This window comes from Mycobacterium sp. DL592 (assembly GCF_011694515.1).
Classification (GTDB): domain Bacteria; phylum Actinomycetota; class Actinomycetes; order Mycobacteriales; family Mycobacteriaceae; genus Mycobacterium.
The window spans coordinates 3541769-3563759 of sequence record NZ_CP050192.1 but is presented as its reverse complement, the minus strand read 5'-3'; the positions used below and the strand labels follow the sequence as shown (position 1 = coordinate 3563759).

General features: G+C 65.4%; 24 protein-coding genes and 2 pseudogenes. 15 read left to right on the top strand and 11 right to left on the bottom strand.

The window, feature by feature from the left end:
* Window positions 1–7: 7 nt before the first annotated feature.
* The 7 genes from HBE64_RS17110 to HBE64_RS24495 all read right to left on the bottom strand — a co-directional run bounded on the left by HBE64_RS17110 (window position 8) and on the right by HBE64_RS24495 (window position 7964).
* The gene (locus tag HBE64_RS17110) at window positions 8–1174 is read right to left on the bottom strand and encodes an MlaD family protein (protein ID WP_167104639.1); all 1167 of its coding nucleotides are present in this window, start codon (window positions 1172–1174) and stop codon (window positions 8–10) included.
* 1 nt (window position 1175) lies between these two features.
* A complete protein-coding gene (locus HBE64_RS17105) occupies window positions 1176–2237 on the bottom strand; it encodes an MlaD family protein (RefSeq protein WP_167104636.1) in 1062 nt (353 codons plus the stop codon).
* Window positions 2234–3244, bottom strand: a complete 1011-nt coding sequence (locus HBE64_RS17100; protein ID WP_167104633.1) for an MlaD family protein — start codon at window positions 3242–3244, stop codon at window positions 2234–2236. The genes HBE64_RS17105 and HBE64_RS17100 overlap by 4 nt, the downstream gene beginning before the upstream one ends.
* Window positions 3241–4284 carry an MlaD family protein gene (locus HBE64_RS17095; RefSeq protein ID WP_167104630.1) on the bottom strand — a complete coding sequence of 348 codons (1044 nt, stop codon included), beginning with the start codon at window positions 4282–4284 and terminating at the stop codon, window positions 3241–3243. Before HBE64_RS17095 ends, HBE64_RS17100 begins: the two co-directional genes overlap by 4 nt.
* Window positions 4285–4286: 2 nt before the next feature.
* Window positions 4287–5147 carry an ABC transporter permease gene (locus HBE64_RS17090; RefSeq protein WP_167104627.1) on the bottom strand — a complete coding sequence of 287 codons (861 nt, stop codon included), beginning with the start codon at window positions 5145–5147 and terminating at the stop codon, window positions 4287–4289.
* On the bottom strand, window positions 5147–6154 hold the full coding sequence (locus HBE64_RS17085; RefSeq protein ID WP_371744000.1) for an MlaE family ABC transporter permease: 1008 nt from the start codon (window positions 6152–6154) through the stop codon (window positions 5147–5149). Before HBE64_RS17085 ends, HBE64_RS17090 begins: the two co-directional genes overlap by 1 nt.
* Window positions 6155–6500: 346 nt before the next feature.
* The gene (locus tag HBE64_RS24495) at window positions 6501–7964 is read right to left on the bottom strand and encodes a PGRS repeat-containing protein (protein ID WP_208300497.1); all 1464 of its coding nucleotides are present in this window, start codon (window positions 7962–7964) and stop codon (window positions 6501–6503) included.
* Window positions 7965–8178: 214 nt separating this feature from the next.
* On the opposite strand from HBE64_RS24495, the gene HBE64_RS17075 reads away from it, so the two are divergent.
* Entirely contained in the window at window positions 8179–8589 is a 411-nt protein-coding gene (locus tag HBE64_RS17075) for a YidH family protein (protein WP_167104624.1), read from the top strand.
* Window positions 8590–8599: 10 nt separating this feature from the next.
* Here the strand turns inward: HBE64_RS17075 and HBE64_RS17070 are convergent, their stop codons facing one another.
* Window positions 8600–9022 carry a nitroreductase family deazaflavin-dependent oxidoreductase gene (locus tag HBE64_RS17070; protein ID WP_167104621.1) on the bottom strand — a complete coding sequence of 141 codons (423 nt, stop codon included), beginning with the start codon at window positions 9020–9022 and terminating at the stop codon, window positions 8600–8602.
* 222 nt (window positions 9023–9244) lie between these two features.
* Between HBE64_RS17070 and HBE64_RS17065 the strand changes: the two genes are divergently transcribed.
* Window positions 9245–9571: a hypothetical protein gene (locus tag HBE64_RS17065; protein ID WP_167104618.1), complete on the top strand. Its 327-nt coding sequence runs from the start codon at window positions 9245–9247 to the stop codon at window positions 9569–9571.
* Window positions 9572–9678: 107 nt separating this feature from the next.
* A complete protein-coding gene (locus HBE64_RS17060) occupies window positions 9679–10575 on the top strand; it encodes a cation diffusion facilitator family transporter (protein WP_371743999.1) in 897 nt (298 codons plus the stop codon).
* A 7-nt stretch (window positions 10576–10582) separates the two neighbouring features.
* Here the strand turns inward: HBE64_RS17060 and HBE64_RS17055 are convergent, their stop codons facing one another.
* Window positions 10583–11104, bottom strand: coding sequence for an ANTAR domain-containing protein (locus HBE64_RS17055; RefSeq protein ID WP_167104615.1), 522 nt, complete (start codon window positions 11102–11104; stop codon window positions 10583–10585).
* A 274-nt stretch (window positions 11105–11378) separates the two neighbouring features.
* A complete protein-coding gene (locus tag HBE64_RS17050; RefSeq protein WP_167104612.1) occupies window positions 11379–12182 on the bottom strand; it encodes a GAF and ANTAR domain-containing protein in 804 nt (267 codons plus the stop codon).
* Between the two features lie 337 nt (window positions 12183–12519).
* Here HBE64_RS17050 and HBE64_RS25015 point away from each other — a divergent pair, with 337 nt between their 5' ends.
* The 6 genes and pseudogenes from HBE64_RS25015 to HBE64_RS17020 all read left to right on the top strand — a co-directional run bounded on the left by HBE64_RS25015 (window position 12520) and on the right by HBE64_RS17020 (window position 18628).
* Window positions 12520–12987 carry an STAS domain-containing protein gene (locus HBE64_RS25015; protein WP_371743998.1) on the top strand — a complete coding sequence of 156 codons (468 nt, stop codon included), beginning with the start codon at window positions 12520–12522 and terminating at the stop codon, window positions 12985–12987.
* Entirely contained in the window at window positions 12984–14561 is a 1578-nt protein-coding gene (locus HBE64_RS17040; RefSeq protein WP_371743997.1) for an APC family permease, read from the top strand. Before HBE64_RS25015 ends, HBE64_RS17040 begins: the two co-directional genes overlap by 4 nt.
* Window positions 14558–15778 (top strand): arginine deiminase, encoded by a 1221-nt coding sequence (locus HBE64_RS17035; protein ID WP_167104610.1) that lies wholly within the window; start codon window positions 14558–14560, stop codon window positions 15776–15778. Before HBE64_RS17040 ends, HBE64_RS17035 begins: the two co-directional genes overlap by 4 nt.
* 155 nt (window positions 15779–15933) lie before the next feature.
* Window positions 15934–16350, top strand: a complete 417-nt coding sequence (locus HBE64_RS17030; protein WP_167096572.1) for an STAS domain-containing protein — start codon at window positions 15934–15936, stop codon at window positions 16348–16350.
* A gap of 8 nt (window positions 16351–16358) precedes the next feature.
* A pseudogene (locus tag HBE64_RS17025) lies at window positions 16359–16963 on the top strand (sigma-70 family RNA polymerase sigma factor); the annotation flags it as partial.
* Window positions 16943–18628: a GAF domain-containing protein gene (locus HBE64_RS17020; RefSeq protein WP_371744196.1), complete on the top strand. Its 1686-nt coding sequence runs from the start codon at window positions 16943–16945 to the stop codon at window positions 18626–18628. The pseudogene HBE64_RS17025 and the gene HBE64_RS17020, both read left to right, overlap by 21 nt.
* A gap of 75 nt (window positions 18629–18703) precedes the next feature.
* On the opposite strand, the gene HBE64_RS17015 is transcribed toward HBE64_RS17020, so the two are convergent.
* On the bottom strand, window positions 18704–19450 hold the full coding sequence (locus tag HBE64_RS17015) for a TetR/AcrR family transcriptional regulator (RefSeq protein ID WP_167104608.1): 747 nt from the start codon (window positions 19448–19450) through the stop codon (window positions 18704–18706).
* A gap of 119 nt (window positions 19451–19569) precedes the next feature.
* Between HBE64_RS17015 and HBE64_RS17010 the strand changes: the two genes are divergently transcribed.
* From HBE64_RS17010 to HBE64_RS16980, 6 genes and pseudogenes are all read left to right on the top strand, one after another.
* On the top strand, window positions 19570–20067 hold the full coding sequence (locus tag HBE64_RS17010) for a hypothetical protein (protein WP_167104605.1): 498 nt from the start codon (window positions 19570–19572) through the stop codon (window positions 20065–20067).
* The gene (locus HBE64_RS17005) at window positions 20054–20218 is read left to right on the top strand and encodes a CsbD family protein (RefSeq protein WP_167104602.1); all 165 of its coding nucleotides are present in this window, start codon (window positions 20054–20056) and stop codon (window positions 20216–20218) included. The genes HBE64_RS17010 and HBE64_RS17005 overlap by 14 nt, the downstream gene beginning before the upstream one ends.
* A gap of 55 nt (window positions 20219–20273) precedes the next feature.
* A complete protein-coding gene (locus HBE64_RS17000) occupies window positions 20274–20429 on the top strand; it encodes a DUF6131 family protein (RefSeq protein WP_167104600.1) in 156 nt (51 codons plus the stop codon).
* Between the two features lie 64 nt (window positions 20430–20493).
* Window positions 20494–20886 carry a hypothetical protein gene (locus tag HBE64_RS16995; RefSeq protein ID WP_167104596.1) on the top strand — a complete coding sequence of 131 codons (393 nt, stop codon included), beginning with the start codon at window positions 20494–20496 and terminating at the stop codon, window positions 20884–20886.
* A gap of 316 nt (window positions 20887–21202) precedes the next feature.
* Window positions 21203–21714 (top strand): annotated as a pseudogene (locus HBE64_RS25010) (hypothetical protein).
* Window positions 21714–21974, top strand: coding sequence for a glycosyl hydrolase family 65 protein (locus HBE64_RS16980; protein ID WP_243841353.1), 261 nt, complete (start codon window positions 21714–21716; stop codon window positions 21972–21974). The pseudogene HBE64_RS25010 and the gene HBE64_RS16980 overlap by 1 nt, the downstream one beginning before the upstream one ends.
* The last annotated feature ends 17 nt before the right edge of the window (window positions 21975–21991 follow it).

The window sequence follows — 21991 nt, the reverse complement described above, 5'->3', positions numbered from 1 at the left end:
CGCCGCCTCATCCCAGCGCCGCCCCGAGAATCAGGTCGGTCAGACCGAGAGTGACCGGGTCCGAAGAACTTCCGGACGCGCACGCGGCTGCCGCGCCGGGGGTGTGCCGCTGCTGAAGCACCTGGCAGATGGCTCCGGCCTGGGTCGGCGCGATCGACACCTGGGGCGGGATATAGGTGACGTTGTGTGTGCCCCAGGATGTTTCGTAGATATCGGTGAACCACCTGGTGAACTGGGGCCAGGTGTTGATCATCGAGAGAATGGTCTTGTTGTGGTGATTGAGCAGGTCGCGTATCCACGGAACCAGCTTGTCGCCGATGTTGCGGTACAGCCTCGGTGCCAGCCGGGTCGACGCCTCGACGAGGATCGGCAGCAGATGCGACACGTTGGCCAGGGCGGCGGAGATGTTGTCCGACAACGCCTCGATCAGGGCGACTGTCGCGGGCAGCGACTGGATCACCGACGCGAAGGTGTCCCAGTTCTTCAGGAAGCCCGAGGTGAAGATCTCACTGTTCTCGAACAGCCGCCGGTAATCGGTGTCGGCCCGGTACGGGTCGGACAGCATCGTGACCAGGTTGCGCAAGGTCTCGTTGAGCTGGGCGCCGGTACCGTCGAGTGAGCGACTGGCCGCCGACAGGCTGTCGTTGATAGCTTGTACACCGGGTGCCTGCGAGGGGTCCTTGCCCGGGTGCGGGCCCAGCACGGTGTCGGCGAGATTGCTGACGGCGGTGAAGGTTTCGCTGACACTGATCGGAGTCCGGGTGTTGGCGAGCTTGACACATTCCGGGCCGGTAAACTTCGGGCCCCCGGTGTAGGCCTTGGTCAATTCGATGTGGCGGTCGGTGACGATCGACTGCGAATAGGTGACCACCCCGACGTCGGCAGGCAGGTCCAGGTCTGCGGGCACGGTGAAGTCGACCTGCACGTGGTCGGGCTTGTTCTCGATCGAGGTCGTGGACCCGACGTCAATACCCAGCAGGGCGACCTTGTTGCCCACGTACAACCCGACGGCGTCGGACAATTCAGCGCACATCGCCTTGGTGTTGTTCACCTTGGGCATCGCGAACTTCGCCCCGGTGACTGCTGCGACCGCCACGACCGCGACGACCGCCACTGCTGCCGCCACACGGAGCGGCGAGTGCAGGCGGGCGCGCAGGGCCGAGATCGGTTTCATCTCAACAGTTCCTCATGATGTTCGGCAGACACAGATCCTGGCCGGGGACCAGCTGGTTGCCTTTATCGATGACCACCCCGTTGCCGCTGAGCATCGGCACCACGATGTTCATGGCCTGGTTCATCGCATCGGCGGCCTTGCCGAGCTGATCGGGGTGGGCGTACAGGTGGTCGATGATGTCGTCGATCCCGTTGATGACCGGCGCCATATCGCGGGCGTAGGCCGTCGTGAGCCGGTCCATGATGCGGGCCAATTCTTTGACCAGCCCGAAGAACTCGATGATGTCCACCGAATCGGAGGTGTAGCCCTTGCTCAGGATGTCGAGCTGCTGGAAGACGGTGACCAGCTGCTTGCGGCCGGCGACCATGGCGCCCATGCCATCTGCGACGAAGCTGAGGCTTCGGTGGAACTCGTCGGCCGAACCACTCAATGATGCGGTGAGGTCGTTGGCCGACTGCAGTAGGTTGCGGATCGCGTCGGGGTACTTGCCGGCGGCGTTGGCGACTTCGGCGAAGGTGTCGTGGATGACCTGGCCGTCGACTTCCTTGATGACCGGTGTCGCCGCCTGGATGATGTCGTTGACCTCGAACGGAAGTGAGACCCGTTGGGGTGGAATCACATTGTGGCCCAGCGGTATGGCGCCCTTGGGGTCCAGAGCGACATAGTGGCCGCCCAGCGGGGTGAGCAGTTTGACATCCAGGGTGGAATCCGAGCCGACCTTCACCGACTTGTCGACGTCGAACGTCATCTCCACCAGCGCGCCGTCGAGACGCACCCCGGTCACCTTGCCGACCGTGATTCCGGCGATGCGCACCTGATCACCGGCTCGAACGCCGGCGGAGTTGGTCAGATGGGCGGTGTAGCCGGACTGGCCGCTCGGATTGAGGTAGGCAGCAGCCGTCGCGGCCAGTGCCGCAACGATGAGGACCAGGCCGATGATGCCCTGGCGCCGGCTCCGGGTGGCGGCAGCGCGCTCGTCGGGGACCCCCTGGCGGGGCCCCAGCCAGGCCGACAGATCCACACGCCTGCCGAGAGCGCTGAGCCGGCTCCGTGCGGAGATCATTTGCAGATCACCAAGTTCTGTTGGGCGAACGACACCTGGCCGATGCCGGGCAGATTGACCTCACCGTTCGAGCAGATGAATGTCGGGGTGGCCGGCTTGTCGTCGATCAAGGTGTCGCGCACTCCCTGAATCAGTGACGGCACCAGCGACAGGCCGGCGATGATCGTGGGGGTCTGGGGCCACATGCGTGCGCTCAGGTCATACATCGGAACCGTCTGGCCGTCGAACAGCTGCTCGAGGTATTGCATGATGTGGGTGGTGTTGCGCAGCACCGGAAGTCCGACGTCGAGTGCGGAGCGGAACTCGGCGGCTTTGGAGCCGAACTGGGTCAGAATGTCGTTGAGGATGGAGATCAGCTGGAACAGCTGCTGGGACTTGCCGCCGAGGTCCTGGGATATCGAACTCAGGTTGTGGATGATCGCGGTGATGACGGCCTTGCGGTCGGTCGCCAATTTGGAGATGACGTCCAGGTCGTGCAGGAACGGTCCGACTCCGTTTTCGTCACCTTGGATCAACCGCAGCAGGTTCTCGCCGAGCAGGTTGAACTGGGCGGGGTCGACTGTCTGGAAGATCGGCCGAAAACCGTTGAACAGCTTGGCCACATCGAACGACGGAATGGTCTGTCCCAGCGGAATGTCGCCTCCGGCGGGCAGCCGCTTGTCCGGCTTGGCGGGCTGGACGAGCTCCACGTACCGCTGCCCGATGAGGCTCTGGTAGCGCACCGCGGCGACGGTGTTGGTGAACACCGGCTGGTTGTCCTGTGCGGTGAAGTCGACTTTCGCGATCCGCCCGTCGAGCCGGATCGTCTCGACCTTGCCGACCTGTACCCCGGAGATCCGGACATCGTCGCCGACATAGAGCCCCGAGACATCGGTGAATGCCGCGGTGTAACGCGACACCGTTCCGTTGATGGGGGAGCGCAGCGCAGTCACCACGATCAGCGTGCACACCACCGCGATCGCACTGAAGATGGTCAACCACACCAGTGCTCTGCTGACACTTCTCATCCGCCCGCTCCCTGCGGTACCGGCGGCGCGGCGTCCAGGGCGGCCGGTAGGCCCGGCATGGTGTCCATGATGACCTCGATCTGCAGCCGCACCTTCCCGTCGATCATCGGAAACGCCGCGCTGGTGCGGTCGATGAGGCCCGAGAGCCGGTCGTAGGCTGGGGCCAGGCTGCCCAGCATGTACATGCGGGGGAGCAGGATGTTGCGCAGCGCATCGGCCAGTGGGACGAGCCAGGAGATGTTGCGGGCGAACACCGCGTCGGTGTTGTAGAGCAGCTTGGCCGACTGGTCGAGGATTACGTTGACGCGCTGCACCCCTTCCGGCTGCGCCAGGAAGGACATGCCGTTGAGCAGGTCGTAGGCCAGATTGATCAGCGGTACCGCGTCGCTGGCCCCGTTGAGCACCGTGGCGAACACCGAAAGCGATTGCGAGAACGGCACTTTTTGCGAGTCCGCGAGCATTTTGGCCAGGTCGAAGAAGGAGCGTGTCACCGGCTCGGTCAGATCCGAATGCCGGCTCACCACGGCGATGATGTGCTCGACGTCGGTCGAGTCCACGATCTGGCCGAGCCGCTGGCCCTGGCGCAACAGGCCGGTGATGGAGGTGGGCGGCACGTCGGAGTTGATCAGCAGCGTCTGGTCGGGGCGCAGCCGGGGGCCCGCGCCGGTGCTGACCAGCTCGACAGCCGCCAAACCAAAGGTGTTGGAGGACACGAACTTCGCCGTGGTGTCGGCGGCCAGGGCGGTGGCTTGATCCGGCTCGAGCTTCAGTGTCATCTTCTGCTTGTTGTAGCCGGTGGTCTCCAGCGTGCCCACCGACCCGATGGTCAGCCCGCGGAACTTGACCTCCGCGCCGGGGGTCAGGCCTTCGCCGAGGGTGTCGGCCACCACGGTGAGCGTGAACGTCTTGGTGTAGCCGCCGCTGCCCAGCTGGTAGAGCCCGATGCCGGCGACGGCGAGCACCACCGCGGCGATCAACCCGCGGATTCGCAGCTTGCGTGAGCTGGGCGCCCGTGCGCCTTGGTCTGCAGACAACGACATCGCTATCCGGATATCCGAACGCCGGGACTGTTACCCCAGAACAGCAGCGTGAGCACCATGTCGGCGGCGACGACGGTGACGATGCTGGCCCGAATGGCCCGCCCCGAAGCCCGTCCGACACCTTCCGGGCCGCCCTCGGCGTAGTAGCCGTGATAGCAGTGGATCGCGATGATCAGGGTGACGAAGATGGCGGCCTTGAGGACCGAGAACATCACGTCGGAGGGCTGCAGGAACGAGTCGAAGTAGTGGTAGTAGGTGCCGGAGGACTGTCCGTGCAAGACGTTGACCACCAGGACGCACGACAGGTAGCTCAACGCCAGCGTCACGACATAGAGCGGGACGATGGTCAGCATTCCGGCGATGACGCGGGTGGTCACCACGAAGGGGATTGACCGGATGCCGAGGGCTTCGAGCGCGTCGATCTCCTCGGAGATCCGCATCGCGCCGATCTCGGCGGTCATCCGGCAACCGGCCTGGGCCGCAAACCCGATTCCGGCGATCATCGGTGCCATCTCGCGGGTGTTGGCATAGGCGGAGACGAAACCGGTCAGCGGGCCCATGCCCACCATGTCGAGGGCGCCGTAGCCTTCGATGCCTACCGAACCGCCGACCGCGGCGCCCATGAACACCAGCACGCCGATGGTGCCGCCGCCGACGATGAGAGATCCGTTGCCCCACATGATGTCGACCAGCAGCACGCCGGTCTGGTGCCGGTAGTGCTTGATCGTCGTGGGAATGGCGCCGAGCACCTGGGACAGGAACGTGACCTGGTGGCCCAGGCGCTGGACGATCGAGTCACCGCGGCCGGCGACCCAGAACGGGACGCGCAGCGCAGAGGGGACATACCGCGACGGTGCCGCCATCAGCCCACTCTCAGCGGCATGGACATCGACAGCCCCTGGGTGATGAGGAGGTTGAGGCCGAACACTGCGACGACACCGATGACGACGGAGGCGTTGACCGCGTCGGCGACGCCGCGCGCGCCGCCCTTGGTTTCCAGCCCGCGCTGGCAGGCCACCAGGATCACGACGATGCCGAACAGCCAGGTCTTGATGACCGCGACCACCACGTCGGTGACGCTGGCGAAGGAGGCGAACGAGGCGATGTAGCTGCCCGGGGTGCCGGACTGGAAGCCGACGTTGATCGCGTAGCCGGCGGCCAGGCCCATGAAGATGATGAACGAGCACAGCACGGGCGCGACGAACACGATCGCGGCGAGCCGCGGGGTGACGAGCCGCTGGATCGGGTCGACACCCATGACCCGCAATGCGTCGACTTCCTCGCGGATCGTCCGGGTGCCCAGATCGGTGGCTACGGCCGAACCCGCTGCGCCGCCAAGGAGTAGCGCCGCCACGATCGGTGCGCCCTGGCGGATCACCCCCAGGCCACCGGCGGCGCCGGACACCGAGGACGCGCCGACCTGGTTGATGAAGTTGCCGACCTGCACCGCCACGATCACGCCGAACGGGATGGACACCAGCAATGCCGGTATCGCCGTGACGCTGATGATGAACCAGGCCTGGTTGATGGTGTCCCGCCACGGGTGGCGCAGCCGGATCAGATCTCTTCCGAGATGGAAGAACGCCAGCACGCCCAGCTCGAAGAAGCGGCCGAGAGTCTTCAGCGAGGAGTCACCCTGGTTCAGGCCGTATCGCAGCGGTCTGCCGAGGGGTGAGTTCAGCAACGTGCTAAAGAGGCCGGCCGCGGGGGCGGGAACGTCGGCCTGGTGATCCTCCGACCCGTTCGGCAAAGCGAGGTCGTCGGCGACGTCGGCGCTGAGAAGCTCGTCGACCTCGGCGTCTATATCGACGCAGGGGAGGGTAGGGCCTTCCGTCTCAGCCGCTGTCGCGTCATCGACACCTGCGGTCAACGGCCGGCACCTCCTTCAAAGCGGTCACGCCTTCTCCCTGGCAAAGATGCGAGCTGATCGACGCGGGGTCACCCGACTTTTCAGGTACGTGCGTTCTAACAGTGGCAGCAAGCATCTGTTCATCGAAGCAATTGAGTGTGACGTAGGCCTCATTTAAGAGTCAAGCGGGGGTACCGGTAGCCGCCGCCAGGCCTGTGGACTAGGGCAAAGAAGACTGGGAGAGGGCTGCTATGCGGTACCCGTGGTCCTGGGTAAAGCGACCCGCCTGAGGTGAAATCGCCCGGGGCGTGGCTTTCCAGCGAAGTCCGCGGGGGAGGCTGCCGCTGCCGGTTGATCGGGGTAGTGCTCAGCTGGCGCCGGCTCCGCCGGTGCCACCGGCTCCGCCGGCCCCACCCTGTCGCCCGGACGCCGCGTGACCACTCTGGCCCGACTGGCCCGAGGAGCCGCTGACGCCGGTCCCGCTGGTGCCGCCGGTTCCTCCGGTGCCGCCCTGGCCGCCGGTGCCGCCAGTTCCGGCTACGCCGGACGATCCACTGGTGCCGGGTGTGCCGGCGAGGAACGTGCGTCCGCCGGCCCCGCCTTTACCGGCATTGCCGCCGTCGCCGCCAGCTCCCCCGGTGCCGCCGGTGCCGCCGGTACCGCCCTGGCCCGCGTGCCCGGTGTCATACAGGGTGGTGCCACCGGTGCCTCCGGTACCGCCTTGGCCACCGATCGCGCCGTTGCCGCCGTTGGCGCCGTTGCCGCCCTTACCGCCGTTGCCGCCGTTGCCGCCGAAGATTCCGCCCCGGCCACCTTCACCGCCGGCGCCGCCGTCGCCGCCTGCGCCACCGGTGGCTCCGACACCGCCCGTTCCGCCGTTGCCGCCGTCGCCGGCCACCCCGAGTGGGCCCCAGGTGGCTCCGCCAGTGCCGCCCTGACCGCCTGCTGCTCCGGTGCCGCCTGTTCCGCCGGTGCCGCCGTTGCCGCTGACCGATGTCCCTGTCGAGCCGACGCTGGCTACCCCGCCGGTACCGCCTTGGCCGCCTTGGCCGCCGAACGCGCCCGCGCCTCCGGTTCCGCCGTTACCGCCGACGGCATTGCCGTAGAAACTCCAGGCCCAGCCGCCACCTCCACCGGCTCCGCCGATCGGGGTGACGAAGAAATAGTTGTATTGGCCGCCGGGGGCGCCGGTTCCACCGTTGCCGCCGACCTGGCTGTCGTAGCCGCTCGCGCTGGCGCCCGAGCCGCCCGCGTTGGCGTAGCTGCCCGTCGGTGGTGTCGGGTTGACCCCGTCCGCGCCGGGTGCGCCGTCGGCGCCATTGCCGCCGTCGCCGCCGTTACCCCATAGCAAGCCGCCGGTGCCGCCGCGGCCGCCGGCTTGCCCGGCCTTGATGGCGTTCCCACCGTTACCGCCGTTGCCGAAAAGGCCCGCGTCCCCGCCGGTGCCCCCGTTCGCGCCGTTTCCGCCGTTCCCCCAGAGCAGGCCGCCCCGCCCGCCGTTGCATGCCGAGCCGGTGCAGTCGGCAGCCGCGTCGACACCGTCTCCGATCAGACCGAGGAAGGGGCCGGAGATGGTGATGGTCAACGCCGCCTGTGCGTGCGCGGTCGTGGCGTGGGTGGCGGCGGCGGGCCGTGCCGTATGGCCGGAGGCGCACTGCCCGGTGGTGGTGACCACACAGCCAGGGCCGGGCTTCTGGTCGGCCGGTGTCGCACCTGAGGTCGACGCGAGAAAGACGCTCGCACCGACGGCGGCAGCTCCCGAGATGCCGGTCATGATGACCAGGCGGGGTACTGCGCGAGCTTTCCCGAACGAATTCGGGGCTGGGGACACGCCGCCTCCTCTCGCGCATAACTGCCCGACGCCGGGCGCCCCCCAATTTCCGACGCTCGTTACAGTATGTTGCGGCGAACCGGATGCCTAGCGTTTCAGCAAATTATTTCTACTTCAATGACCTGCCAAAAGTACACTGCAGGCGGTCAATAACGCACCGTCAGTCCCACCGTGCACATTTGGCTAATTGATGAACGTTACGAGTGCCATAGCGGTGACCGCATCGCGGCGCGACGCCCGGGCCGTGGTGTGTACTGCTGGGGTGGACGCCAACACGCGGCTAGCCGCCGAACGCAACCGGCTGGCACTCGAACGAACCCTGATGGCCTGGACCAGCACCAGCACGTCGCTGATCGCGTTCGGGTTCACGATCTACCAGATCTTCCGGTACCTGTCGGACAACGACCGGCTGCGCGACCCGTACGTCAGCCCCCAGATCTTCGGCTTCGCGATGATCGTGATCGGATTGGCGGCGTTGATCCTCGGCTGGATTCAGCACCGCCAGGAATTGCGCGCACTCAAGGCCGAATTCGGGCCGATGCGTTACTCGATCGCCTCGATGGTGGCGGCGATGATCGCCGCGCTCGGCGTTCTTGCCCTGCTGGGCGTGACGTCGAGAATGTGACTCCCAAGGGTTACTCGAGGACGAAAACCGGGATCAGTCGCTCGGTCTTGGTCTGGTACTCGGCGTAAGGCGGGTACGCCTGGACCGCCAGCTTCCACCAGTGCTCACGCTCGTCGCCGGAGACCTCGCGCGCGGTCAGGGTGAACTGCTTGTCGCCGTCCAGCGCGGTGACGGTGGGGTTGGCCTTGACGTTGAAGTACCACGACGGATGCTCCGGGTCGCCACCCTTGGACGCGACCATGGCGTAGCGGCCGTTCTCCTCGACCCTCATCAGGGGCACGTAGCGCTTCTTGCCGGACTTCGCGCCGGTGGTGGTGAAAAGCACGACCGGCCGGTCCAAGATGTGCACACCGTCGGTGGTGCCCTGTTCGAGAATCTGTTCGGTCTGCGCGCGTACCCAGTCGGTGGGGCTCAGTTCTGCCTGTTCGCTCATGGCCGCACCAACACCGCCCCCAGCGATGTTATTCCCAGCGGGGGTGAAGTCCCCGCCAGGTTTCCTGAACTCGACAGGACGACGACCCGACTACGGGGAGTACCTATCCCGCATCCGGGGGTCTAAAGCCTCTGTCGGGTGACAGCAGAAGCGTGGAATCTGAAGTAGCACAATGCCGAAACGATCGGCGAGTGTCTGCCCTGAACCTTTAGGAGTTCGACTATGACTCATGACACCAAGTCCGGGAACGGCACGAAGCACGAGAGCACCGAGAACGGCGTGGATGTGCTGCCCCGCGCCACTGACCTCTCCGATGAAGTACTCGAGTCGGTCAAGTCCGGACAGCAGGCCGCGATCGACGCGGTACGCACGTTCGTCGACAAGGTCGACGAGGCGCTTCCAGATGCGGTTCATCCGCTGCGGCAGACCATCGTCGACAGCGCCCTCGAATTGGCTGACCAGCTTGTCACGACCCAGTACGAATTCCTGCGCAGCATCGTGCGCAGCGCGGACCGTGCGCTCAACAAGCCCCACGAAGCAAAGGACTGAACGACGGCCGGCCGCCCCTGCTTCCGGTAGCTGCGGCTGACCGTCGATCGTTCGACCTCTTCGCGGCAGGTGCGACGGGCGCGGCAGCGAGCACCAGGACAGTTCTGGTGGCATTCGTCGTGAATGTACTTGTGGCAGTGGCGAAATCGGTGGCCGCTGTGCTCACCGGTTCGGCGTCGATGCTCGCCGAGGCGGCGCATTCATGGTCTGACAGCGGCAATGAGATATTTCTGATCACCGCAGACCGGCTGTCGCGCCGCAAGCCTGACGCCAAACACCCCATTGGCAGTGGGAAAGAGGCCTACGTCTGGTCGCTGGTTGCGGCGCTCGGGTTGCTTGCCGCCGGCGGCGCAGTATCGGTCATGCGGGGTGTGCAGGAACTGTTGGAGCCTGCTGCCGCGGGTGACTTCGTGGTGGCCTATGTCGTGCTGGCGGTGTCTTTCGTGCTCGAGTCGATCTCGCTCGCGCAATCCCTTCGGCAGTCCAAACGTGAGGCGGTCTCGATGCATCGGGACCTGATCGAGCATGTTCTGGCCACCTCCGACCCGACCCTGCGCGCAGTTGTGGCCGAGGACGCCGCAGCCCTGGTTGGCCTAGTACTCGCTGCAGGCGGCCTGATCGCCAGCGAGCTCACGGGTTCGTCGATACCGGACGGTATCGCCTCGGTATTGATCGGCGTGCTGCTGGGAGCGGTCGCGATTGTGCTCGTCAACCTCAATCGCCGGTTCCTGGTCGGAGAGGAAGTCGATCCCCAGGTGCGGGCCGCTGCCCTGCGGGAGCTGCTCGCCATGCCCGAAGTGGACCGTGTGACGTACCTTCGACTGGAGGTGGTCGGGCCTCGGTCGGTCTTGATCGTCGGCGATGTCGATCTCATCGGCGACGACGTCGAATCGAGTCTCGCGGTCCGCTTGCGGTCCCTCGAGGCGAAGATCCGTACCTCGTCCGCTGTGGCGGGCGCGGTGCTGAGCTTGTCGGCGCCCGATGAGCCCCCTCTTTCGGCCTGAGCCTCGCCTACACCCGCTGCCCAGGGCCTTCAGTGGACGTGCCCTTCTCAGCGGCGCCAGCGTCGAGAGCGGTCACGATGAGGTGGGCCGCGCCGTAGAGATCGGTGCCCGCGAGGCTTGCCTGGTTCTCGAGGCGCCGATCGGCTTGCTCAGGGGTGTGGCCGCGGCCGATGAGAATCCCGATGGCCTGATTGATGACCGACGCCGCCGTCAGCGGCGTGCCGATGCGTGAATCGGCAGGGATCCTGAGGTTTTGATCGAAGGCGAAGTCACTCGGTGGCCGGGCAGTTAGCCAGGCTAGGTCCGCCGCAAGGTCGACGAAGGCGCCCGGCAACCCGGAGTACAAAATGAGTTCAGTGTGCGAGGGAGCCAAGCTGCCGTGCGCATCCGGCAGGGTCATCCGCAGTGAAGTGGCAATGTCCTCGGTCGCGGCACCGACGGCGAGGCAGGTGAACGCGAAGAGCGGATCGCTGCGGCTCAAGGTCAAACCCAGGTAGCTTGACACCGCTGCCTGCGCGACGGCGGCCAAACGGTCGAGGCTCTGTTCGACGTCGGTGCCGGGCTCGTCGAGTGCCGCGGTGAGTAGTCCTAATCCGGTGGCCAGGTCTGGGCTGATATTCATTGGGTATTCATTGCGCCACTGCTCCGCTGTGTCGCTCCCGAGCGCGGATCAGATCTGCCGGAGCCGAGCAGGGCGATTGCCCTGGACGGTGGGAAACCGGGGACGAGAGTCAGGACCCGTCCTGTGAGTGTTCCCCGGGTACCGACCGTACGCGTGTTGGCTCGTACCGCGAGCGTACGGCTCAGTTCGGGTTCTGGCGGGCGCGAGCGCGGCGCACGGCCTCATCGACTATGCGCTGGGCCACGTCTGCCAACTTGCGGTGTTCGGACTGGCTGATCGCCCGCAGTTGCGCGAACGCCTCCTCCGCGGTTCGCCCGCTTCGTCCGCGGATCAGGCCGATCGCCTGATCGATCACCGGTCGCGTCGACAGCGCGGTCTGCAGCTGGACGGTGAGCGCCACCGCCTGGGCGAGGACCTGGGCGTTGTGCACTGCTACGGCCGCGGGTTTTGCGAAAAGTTCGCCGAGTTCGGCGGCGTGCTCGTCGAAGGCATCTTTGCCGTGGGCGTACACGTTGATCGCCCCGACAACCTGATCGCGCAGCAGCAGTGGCAGCGACAGCGCGCTGTGCACTCCGAGCCTGCCCACCCGCGGGCCGAACCGCGGCCACATGGACTCCCCTCCCAACGACCCGGACCGCACCGTGCGCCGTTCCAGCGCCGCTGTGATGCACGGCCCCTCCTGCAGGGTCACGTACTGGATCTCGTCGATCTCTGCGACAAACGGGGCACTCGCCGCCAACGCCTCGACCATGTTGTCGGTTCGGTCGACCCGCAACAAGGTCACCCCGGCACCCTCGGCGCCCGGTATCGCTTGAACAGCGAAAGTCGCAACAGCAGCGAGCAATTCGGGCAGTCCCAGACCGTCCGAGACCAAACCGGCAAGATCGTCGATCCCGGCCCGCAGGTCGGCGGCATCGGCGGTCGCCCGCTCCGGAGTAAGCGACCCGCTCGGTGATCCGGGGCCGTCCTCGGTCAAGTCGGTCATAGGCGATGCGTGCACTCACATCCTGCCGGTGCCCGCAAACGCGCCGGGGCCGTGCGATCTATCGGGCGGCTTGCTCGCCGCCAGACAGTTGCCATCCTAGGCCAGCTAAGTCGGGCGAGATGGGCTGATCCTGCCCCCGGGGAGCGGCACCGCCCGTTCACCCGCAGTTGGTGAACGGGCCGTCACAACGACCGTCCGAACTGTGGCAGGGGTGTAACGTCGTCGGTGGCTGAGAATTGCAGCTGGTCCGGGATGAGTTCAGCTGTCCGCTGCGGAACTCGAGGAGCGTTGGCTCCGAACCCCGCCCGCCGGTGATCGTGTGCAAGTTGGGATCGCCATGATTGATTCTCCTGTCTCCGCCGCCCAGGCATCCAGGGCGACCGCGTTATACGTCGCCAGGGTCAGTTGCCATCGGAACGGTCATACGGTGCGATTTGCTTGCCGCTGGCCGACGTCATCAGTGGCTGTTATCAGCGCCCAGGGCGAAATCGACGCGTCGAACGCCGGCAGCCTGACCGATTACGCGGTGGCGCATGTGATGCGTTGCCGCTCGCTCGTGCTAGACCTGCGAGACCTGGATTTCTTTGGGACCGAGGGTTTCTCGGACTTGCACAGGGTATCGGTGTCGTGCGCGCGGGTTGGCACCGAGTGGGCGATGGTGCCAGGTGTCGCCGTCACCCGGGTGCTGCGGATCTGCGACCCGCAGGGCTCGCTACCCACCTCCTGCACTGTCGACGCAGCGATGGCCACCTTCCCCAGACCCCCATCACATCGACTTCAACTCATCACGGAGACACCGCAGTGATCGCCAGAGCCAAGCAAAGCGAGGGTGAGCCAGGTGAATCACAAAGCAAAGCAGAGCCTGACCGGAGGCCGCGCGGCAATGGGCCGGGTGCGCCAGGTCCGAAGGCGCCGGGCTCGCCGCGCGACCGGGACAAGACCCGCGCCCTGGGGCTGACCTCGGCCACCGGCCTCGTGGTGGGCAGCATCGTCGGGACCGGTGTTTTCACGATGCCGGCGGTGCTTGCAGGTGCCGGCACTATGGGCATCCCCGTGTTGGCCGTGATCGCGGTAGGCGCGATGCTGCTGGCCGTGTTGTTCGGCCAGCTCACCCGGCGAGTACCCAACAGCGACGGCGGCTTGTACGCATATGCCCGCCACGAGTTCGGCGACTTCGCCGGCTACCTCGTGGGCTGGTGCTACTGGATCCAAACCTGGGCCGGTAACGCCGCCATCGTGTCGTCGTGGGTGTTCTACGTCAATGCCCTGTTCGGTATGAAAAATCCGAGTGGACTGGCGAACTGGGGGATCGCACTCGTCGGCTTATGGGTGCCGGCGATTGTGAACCTGGCCGGGGCTCGCCAGATGGCGTGGTTCCAGAACATCACCGTCGTGCTGAAGTTCCTGCCGCTGCTGTTCATCGGCGTCGTCGGCTGGTTCTTCGTGGAGAAGGCCAACTTTGGGGCCTTCAATGCCTCCGGGGGTAGCCTGTACAGCGGCATCGGCATCGCCGCAGGGGTCGCGCTGTTCTCTTTCATCGGCGTGGAAGCGGCGGCGATCACGGCCAAGCGAGTGAAGAACCCTCGCGTAAACGTCGGTCGGGCGTCGCTAATCGGCACCGCGGCGAGCGCCCTGTTGTACGTGCTGGTGACGGCGGCGGTAATGGGCCTGGTGCCGCACGACACCCTGACCGCCACCGGGGCGCCCTTCGTGGATGCGTTCCAGACGATGTTCTCCCAGAACGGCTGGGCGGGAAAGTTCATCGCCGCAGTCGCGGTGATTTCGGGGATCGGTGCGCTCAACGGATGGACTTTGATCGTCACCGAGACCTCGCGGGCCATGGCCCAAGACGGTCTGTTCCCGCGGCCCTTCGCCTGGACCGACCGCAACGGGACCGCCTGGTTCGGCATCGCGATGGGGACTGTTCTACCTTCACTGTTGCTGCTGTGGCGCTACACCTCCGACTCCGGACTCACGGTCTTCACCTACTTGGTCAACCTCACCGTAGTGACGGTGGCCATCCCCTACTTCTTCTCCGCGATCGCTCAGCTCACCTACCTGCTGTCGCGCCGGCGCCGGGTCGAAGGCTGGCGCCTGGCCCGTGACCTCACCGTCGCGGGGGTGAGCATCCTGTTCTCGATGTGGGTGACGTTCGCCTCCGGCTACCAGGTGGTGTACCAGGCCTTGGTGGTCATCCTGGCCGGGCTCGTGCTGTATGCGTTCTTGAACGCCCGCCGGCAGCGTACCGGCGAGGCAGCGGAGCCGGTGGATAGTCCCGCCGACCAGCCCGCGGCCCAACCCTCCCGCGTCGAGGCGAACGGTAAGAGTCGTATCTCCGGCGCCGACATCAACGCCATCAAAGACAAGGAACCCCTGTGACATTCTCCGTAAATTCTGAGGTCGGCCAGCTTCGTCAGGCCGTCATCCACCGCCCCGGCCTCGAGCTGGCCAGGCTCACCCCGGAGAACATCGGCGCGCTGCTGTTCGACGACATCGTCTGGGCATCGAAAGCCAAGGAAGAACACGACGCGTTCGCCCAGGCGCTACGCGACAAAGGCGTTCAGGTTCACTACTTCGGTGAATTACTTTCCCAGACACTCGAACTCAGCGAAGGTCGCGACTTCGTGCTGGACCGGCTGTGCACTCCGCAGCTTCTGGGTCCCTCGCTTGCCCATCAGGTTCGCCGACTCTTCGACGACCTCGACGGTCCGACGTTGGCCGAGTTCCTGGTTGGCGGAGTGCTGAAGGCCGACCTGCATCCGCAAAGACCACAAAGCCTCACTTGGGACATGCTGAGGGCCGACGATTTCCTGCTGACGCCGCTGCCCAATCACCTTTTCCAGCGCGACAACTCAAGCTGGATCTACGGGGGCGTGACCATCAACCCGATGGCCAAGCCGGCCCGCCAACGAGAGTCGTTGCACACTCGGGCCATTTACCGCTTCCACCCGTTGTTCTCCGACGCCAACGTCGTGACCTACTACGGCGACGAGGACCGCAGCTACCAGCCGGCGACTATCGAAGGCGGAGATATTCACGTGATCGGCCACGGCGCCGTTCTGATCGGCATGGGGGAGCGGACGACACCGATGGCCATCGAGACGCTCGCGCACGCCCTGTTCGATGCGGGGCAGGCGACAACCGTGGTGGCTATCGAGCTGCCGCACAGTCATGCTTTCATGCATCTCGACACCGTCATGTCGATGGTCGACAAGGACACGTTCGTGCTCTACCCCTATTTCGATCGCCACCTGCGGAGTTGGACCATCACCGCCGGTGATGACCCCGGTCGGCTCAGCGTGACCCGCAACCACAGCCTGTGGGACACCCTCGCCGAGATCCTCGAGGTCGACGAGATCGCGGTCCTCACCACCGACGAGGACATCCGTGCCGCTGAACGCGAGCAATGGGACGACGGCACAAACTATTTGGCCGTCGGGCCCGGCGTGGTGATGGGCTACGAGCGCAACGTGGCTACCAACACCATGTTGCGCAAACATGGCATCGAGGTGGTGACAATCGCCGGCAGCGAACTCGGCCGCGGCCGCGGCGGGCCACGGTGCATGACGTGTCCGATCGTCCGCGATGCCGCGTAGCCAACACGTCGCGCGTTCCGATGATTGGAGTCACCATTCCTGCCCTCACCGCGACTGAACCGCCTCACCCGGCTGTCCTGCCGGACACCGGTTTCCTTTCCCAGCCTTGGACGGATCACACCGCACGGTGGGCTTGTCGTCGGCTGAAGTCGTCGGTGATCGTCATCAGTGCACACGGCGACATCGACGCCGCCAACGCTGCCACGCTGGGCGAATACCCGCTTTGCTGTGTGGAGAGCTGCCGCGGGCTGATCCTGGATCTGAGCGGTGTGGAATTTTTTGGGACCGAGGGCTTCTCGGCGCTACACGGGCTCTTTGTCTTCTGCTTGGGCGCCGGAACGGGCTGGGCAGTGGTGCCCGGTGCCGCCGTCACCCGGGTGCTGCAGATCTGCGACCCGCAGGGCTCGCTGCCCACCACAAACAGCGTCGAGGCGGCGGTGGCCACCTTCGCCGACCTACCTGTCCGTCCACCCCAGCTCTTCGCAGGCCGGACGCCGTCGGTGGGATGCGAGCGCGATGCGTGCACGGTCTGCGGCGGTCGGCTCAGGTCCAGCGCGAACACCGGAAGCTGACCGTAGCGATGACAGTGGTTACCGATATCCAGCTCGACCGCACCGACGTGGTAACGCCCGAGACGGACGCGCAGCTGACTGCGCGATTCGAGCGCGACGCGATTCCGGTGATGGGCCGGCTCTACGGCGCCGCGCTGCGGATGACACGCAACCCCGTCGACGCGCAGGACCTGGTGCAGGAAGCGATGGTGAAGGCGTACGTCGGGTTCGGGTCGTTTCGTGCCGGGACGAATCTCACGGCCTGGCTGTACCGGATTTTGACCAACACCTACATCAACACCTACCGCAACAAGCAGTGTCGGCCCGCGGAGCGACTGACCGATGAGATCACCGACTGGCAGCAGGCCGCCTCCGCCGGCATACATCGAGCGGGCTGCGTTCGGCGGAGGTTGAGGCGCTGGAATCCCTCCCGGATACCGAGATCAACGCTGCGCTGCAGGCGCTGCCCGAGGGCCACCGGATGGCGGTGTACTACGCCGACGTCGAGGGCCTCCCGTACAAGGAGATCGCCGCGATCATGGGAACGCCCATCGGAACGGTGATGTCACGGCTGCACCGCGGACGCCGGCAGTTGCGCGGCCTGCTCGCCGAGATGGCCGACGAACGCGGCTTCGATGTCACAGCGCACTGCGACGCTGCCCAGAACGATCCTCCTGACCGGCAAACCGACGAATTGCCGGTGACTCGCGCCCCGATGGAGCTACTGCCTCGCGTCATCGTCGATATCGGCTCCGATCTCGATCTCGATGCCACCCTGCATCGGGTGGTGACGGCGGGGATGTATGTGACCCGGGCCCGCCGCGGCGCGCTCGGTGTCCGCGGCCTGAATGGCACCGTAATGTCGTTTCTGCACGCAGGGATGTCGCCGTTGAGCCGCAACGACTTGACCACGGACGGGGCTGCGGTGCGATTCCCCGAGCATCATCCACCGACGCGCACCGTCCTCGGTGTTCCGATCATGATCCGGAACACCACATTCGCCACTCTGTACCTGACCGAGAGTCAGTCCGGACACGGGTTCACGGAGTCCGATGAAATCGGCGCTTGCGCAGTGGCTTCCGCGGCTGAGATGGCTATCGAGAACGCCCAACTGTTCGAGCGTGCCATGGCGACGGCCAAGTGGATCGAAGCCGGCCGTACCATCACCACCGCCATCTTGTCGGGCATGGATCCTCACCCGCGGCCCCTGCACCTGATCGCCGAACGCGCATGCGCGTTGACCGGCGCCGAGGAGGTGATCGTGCTCGTCCCCGACGACGCCGACCTCCCAGCGCAGCAAGTCGATACCTTGGTCGTGTCTACTGCCGTTGGCCGACATGCCAACGAGGTGATCGGTGAGCTGGTCCCGGTAGCGACGTCGACCGCTGGTGCTGTGTTCCGCTCCGGCACACCGATGATCACCAACACGTTTCGGCACCCAATCCAGGGATTCACCGACGTCGGTCAACGCTCCGCGATCGTCCTGCCATTGCGTTGCCAGGACACGGTTATCGGTGTCATCGCCGTGGCACGTGGCACGGACCAACCGGCCTTCGATGCTCGGGACCTCGAGCTGATGAACGACTTCGCCAGCCACGCCGCGGTCGCGCTGACTCTGGCAAGCGCCCGTGAACTGTCGGTACTCACCGATCGCGAGCGCATCGCGCACAATCTGCACGACCTCGTCATCCAGCGGGTGTTCGCCGTCGGCATGGACGTGCAAGGCACGGTCGCCCGCTCGCGCTCGTCCGTGGTGACCGACCGGCTCAACCGGACGCTGTCCGACCTGCAGGCCATCATCGAAGATATCCGGACCGCGATCTTCGGTCTGCAATCTCCGGCAGGCCAGGCCAGCTCGTTTCGCCACAGGATACAGCAATCGGTCGCAGATTTGACCGACAACCGTTCCATCACAACAACTTTGCAGATCTCCGGACCTCTCACTGTCATCGGTGACCTCGTGGCCGAACATGCCGAAGCGGTCATCACTGAAGCCATCAGCAATGCCGTGCGTCACTCGGGTGGGACTGGCCTGACCGTGAAGGTCGCAGTTGCCGATGAACTCGCCATCGACATCACCGACAACGGCAGCGGCATCCCGGCCGACAATCGACGCGACAGCGGCCTGGCGAACATGCGTCGACGCGCCGAACAGGTCGGCGGGCAGTGCACGATCGAGTCACCACCTGCGGGCGGCACCCACCTTCACTGGACAGCCCCGCTGGCTGACCCGCGGCAGCCGTCGAACACTGTGTTTCAACCAGATTCGTCATGCCAACAGGTCAGTGCTGGCGTGTGATCATTGTCGGGTCGACCACACAGCGTCCAGTGCGGCCGGCCCTGACCAGCGGGCGGTCACTGGTGCCGCGGCGTCTCATCGGGTTCGAGGTGATCCATCCGGCCGGGTAAGGGCTGCTGCCAGGCTGGGGAGCAGGAGATCGAGGCCGCGGTCGAGTTCGGTGGCGCCGTCGTAGGAGGCCAGGGCCCGCGCAAGGCCACGCACCAGCGGGAACTCGGTGATCGGCAGTCGGTGTAGACCGAGCCGCAGTACGTGGTCGGTTTCCTCGGGACGCTCGACGATTTCCTGCAATTCAGTGAGGACGTGGCCGTGCAGGTAGGCGAACAGCACCCGGTAGATATGCAGCGCATCGTCGCCGGTGAACCCGGCGGAGGTGAGTAGCGCAAGGACGTCTTCCAGGTGTCTGAGGGTTCCGGGTGGGCGCTGGCCGAGCGGGGTGGCCAACGGTCGGGTGACCAGTAGCGCCACCACGTTGGGGTGGGCCAGGGCCAACCGGCGGAAGTCGTGGGCGACGGTCCGCAGTTGGCCGGCCCAGTCTGGGTCGGCGGTGTTGACCGCGAGTTGTTCGAGGACGATTTCGGCGACCCCGTCGAGCACGGCGGCCTTGTTCGGCAGGTGTCGGTACAGCACCGCGGGGTCGCGACCGACCGCTTCGCTGAGGCGGCGCATGGACAGGCTGTCCGCGCCGTCGCGGTCGATGATCGTCAACGCTGTCTGCAGGATGAGCGGTCGGGTGACCTGGCCGTTGTCGGGTCCGCCGGACGCGACCACGGGGTCAGCGTCGTCAGCGGCTTCATCGGGCCGGGTTGGCAATTTCGTCATTGGCGCAGCACTTCCCTTCTGTGTCATCACTGTAGACCATTGCCGTAGGTCAACACTGTTGACAGTTCCTCAAACTTGGCGTTTACTCAAGGTCTGCCATCAGAAACAGAGGCAACGTCATGCTCGTCATCGTTGGATTGATCGTTCTGCTCGTTGCCGTGATCGTCGCGCTCATGGGTGTGCTGGGCAACACCGGGCCCACGCATCCGCTGACCGAAAACTTCTCGGTGTTCGGCTACCACGTCACTGGGTCGACCGGGACGTTGTTCTTGTTCGGGATCGTGATCGGCGCGGTGGCAATGCTGGGACTCAGCGTGCTCTTGGCCGGCGCTCGGCGCACCGCGGGCCGCGGGCGAGCCGCCCGACGCCACCTCGAGAGATTTCAACGCGAAACGGCGTTCGCCAACCGCGACCGCGACACCCTGCTCGAACACCAACAGGCCGGTGCACCGGTGAACCCCGAGGTGGCCACGACGCGTCGACAAGGGGTTCCCCTACTCGGTCGCTGGTTGATGGGTCGGCAATCGGCGGGCAACGCGGACGTCGAAGGAACCCAGCGTCCGCAGTCGCGGTCAGTGCTTACCGGAACCGAAGGGCACCGCAATGAGCATCGGTAGGAAGCTCGCGCACAAGGCCGAAGCCATCAAGGGCGCCACCAAGAAATATGTCGGCCGCGCCACCGGCAACACCCGGATGCGCAACGAGGGCTTCGCCGACCAGGCTATAGCGGACGCCAAAGGGCAGGGGCCAAAGTCAAAGACGCCCTGAAGTATTGACGCACGACCCTCAACAGGGCCGTAAACATCGAAACAAAGGAAAGATCATGATCGTTCTCGGAGTCGTCCTTCTCATCTGCGGATTCGTGTTCAAAATCTCGATCCTGTGGACCATCGGGATCATCCTGCTCGTCATCGGAGCGGTGCTGTGGATATTGGGGTCGATGGGGCACGCGGTCGGCGGCCGCCGCCACTACTACTGATGAGCCACCGCCACTCGCCACCGATGAGCCCACCCACCACGCTGAACCCAACCAAGGAATCGACATGACTACCAGCACTATCGTTTGGATCGTCGTCGCCGCTGTCGCGGCCCTTCTGCTCATCGCAGGGGTTGTGTGGCTGGCGCGTAGCAAGCGCAACCAACACCGCCACGTGGAAGCCGGCAAGATCCGCGAGGCCGCCAAGCAGGAAACACTTCACGTCGGGCAGCAGGAGGCATTGGCCGAGGAGACTGCGGCCCAGGCGCGCGCCGCACAGGCCGAGGCCGACGTGAAGGCGGCCCAGGCTTCCGGTCTGGAACACCAAGCCGCCGCCCGCCGCGGCGAGGCGGCTGGCTCGCGTGACGAACTCAACGCGCAGTGGGACCGCGCGGACGAGTTGGATCCGGGCACACCGACCCCCGACACATCGAAGTCCGCCGAACCCCAGCATCACTGACGGGTGAACGTCGACGTGTGTACGCCGCTGCGCGGCGGACCACCAACATTTCCCGGCCCGGATGTCGCGATATGCGGGGCCATCGGCTGATGGAGACGTCGACGTCGCGCTCCTCGACAACGGGTAAATCGGACCGTATTCCACGATGACATCTCCTACCGAACCGCGCAGAGAGGACCGACTGTGGCAATCGACTCGATGGATTTCCGGGTGGAGTCGGTCAACGCGTTGACCTGACCGCACTGCCGACAAGGGTGCAAGCCCTGTACAGCCGCACAAGAACTACAAGAAGCAGCTGAAGAAACAGGTCAAGAAAATGGCCTTGCTGCAGCGGCTGCGTTATGCCTCGGATCATTGGGCCTTGCTAGTGATCTTTCGGGGCGTGCACGCCGCGGGTAAAGGCAGCGCGATCCGGCACGTGATGTCGGGCGTGAATTACCTTGGCTGCCAGGTGTTCAGCTTCAAACAGCCCACCGATGAGGACCTCGAGCACGACTTCCTCCAGCGCACCACCAGCAGCCTGCCCGAACGCGGCCGGATCGGTATTTCAACCACTCCTACTGCGAGGACGTCGTGGTCACCCGAGTCCATACCGAGATGCTGCACGGACACGGACTGCCTGATGAGCTGATCGATCAGAGGACCCTGTGGAAACAGCGCTGCTGGTCGATCCGCGACCACGAACTTCACTCGCACCGCAGCACCCAGATCGTCAAGATCTTCCTGCACCTGTCGAAAGACGAACAGGCGCAACGGTTCCGGGAGAGAATCGACGCACCGGAGAAGAACTGGAAGTTCAGCCTCGCCGACATTCACGAACGGTCCTAATGGAATACCTACCAGCAGGGCGCTGCTACACCGGGCTGGAGACCCGTTCCGATCGCGTCATCCTCTCCCCGCATTGGCCGGAGACGCTAGGCGTACTGGCAGTGCCGATCCATTATCGCGGTCTGCACCTGCACCTTCGGGTCAGCGGCAAAGGCGTGATCAGCAGCGTGGATCCGTGCGACGCCGGCGTAGTTGACGTGGAATGCCATGGTCGCGTCGTTGCGCTGACGCCCGGAACCACCGTCCGATTTTCCGGCTGACCATTGCTACCCGCGGA

Excerpts from the sequence above, each read along its gene's own strand:
- HBE64_RS17110 (WP_167104639.1), bottom strand. The coding sequence starts at position 1,174 with ATGAAACCGATCTCGGCCCTGCGCGCCCGCCTGCACTCGCCGCTCCGT.
- HBE64_RS17105 (WP_167104636.1), bottom strand. The coding sequence starts at position 2,237 with ATGATCTCCGCACGGAGCCGGCTCAGCGCTCTCGGCAGGCGTGTGGAT.
- HBE64_RS17100 (WP_167104633.1), bottom strand. The coding sequence starts at position 3,244 with ATGAGAAGTGTCAGCAGAGCACTGGTGTGGTTGACCATCTTCAGTGCG.
- HBE64_RS17095 (WP_167104630.1), bottom strand. The coding sequence starts at position 4,284 with ATGTCGTTGTCTGCAGACCAAGGCGCACGGGCGCCCAGCTCACGCAAG.
- HBE64_RS17090 (WP_167104627.1), bottom strand. The coding sequence starts at position 5,147 with ATGGCGGCACCGTCGCGGTATGTCCCCTCTGCGCTGCGCGTCCCGTTC.
- HBE64_RS17070 (WP_167104621.1), bottom strand. The coding sequence starts at position 9,022 with ATGAGCGAACAGGCAGAACTGAGCCCCACCGACTGGGTACGCGCGCAG.
- HBE64_RS17065 (WP_167104618.1), top strand. The coding sequence starts at position 9,245 with ATGACTCATGACACCAAGTCCGGGAACGGCACGAAGCACGAGAGCACC.
- HBE64_RS17050 (WP_167104612.1), bottom strand. The coding sequence starts at position 12,182 with ATGACCGACTTGACCGAGGACGGCCCCGGATCACCGAGCGGGTCGCTT.
- HBE64_RS25015 (WP_371743998.1), top strand. The coding sequence starts at position 12,520 with ATGATTGATTCTCCTGTCTCCGCCGCCCAGGCATCCAGGGCGACCGCG.
- HBE64_RS17020 (WP_371744196.1), top strand. The coding sequence starts at position 16,943 with ATGGCCGACGAACGCGGCTTCGATGTCACAGCGCACTGCGACGCTGCC.
- HBE64_RS17015 (WP_167104608.1), bottom strand. The coding sequence starts at position 19,450 with ATGACGAAATTGCCAACCCGGCCCGATGAAGCCGCTGACGACGCTGAC.
- HBE64_RS17010 (WP_167104605.1), top strand. The coding sequence starts at position 19,570 with ATGCTCGTCATCGTTGGATTGATCGTTCTGCTCGTTGCCGTGATCGTC.
- HBE64_RS17005 (WP_167104602.1), top strand. The coding sequence starts at position 20,054 with ATGAGCATCGGTAGGAAGCTCGCGCACAAGGCCGAAGCCATCAAGGGC.
- HBE64_RS17000 (WP_167104600.1), top strand. The coding sequence starts at position 20,274 with ATGATCGTTCTCGGAGTCGTCCTTCTCATCTGCGGATTCGTGTTCAAA.
- HBE64_RS16995 (WP_167104596.1), top strand. The coding sequence starts at position 20,494 with ATGACTACCAGCACTATCGTTTGGATCGTCGTCGCCGCTGTCGCGGCC.
- HBE64_RS16980 (WP_243841353.1), top strand. The coding sequence starts at position 21,714 with ATGGAATACCTACCAGCAGGGCGCTGCTACACCGGGCTGGAGACCCGT.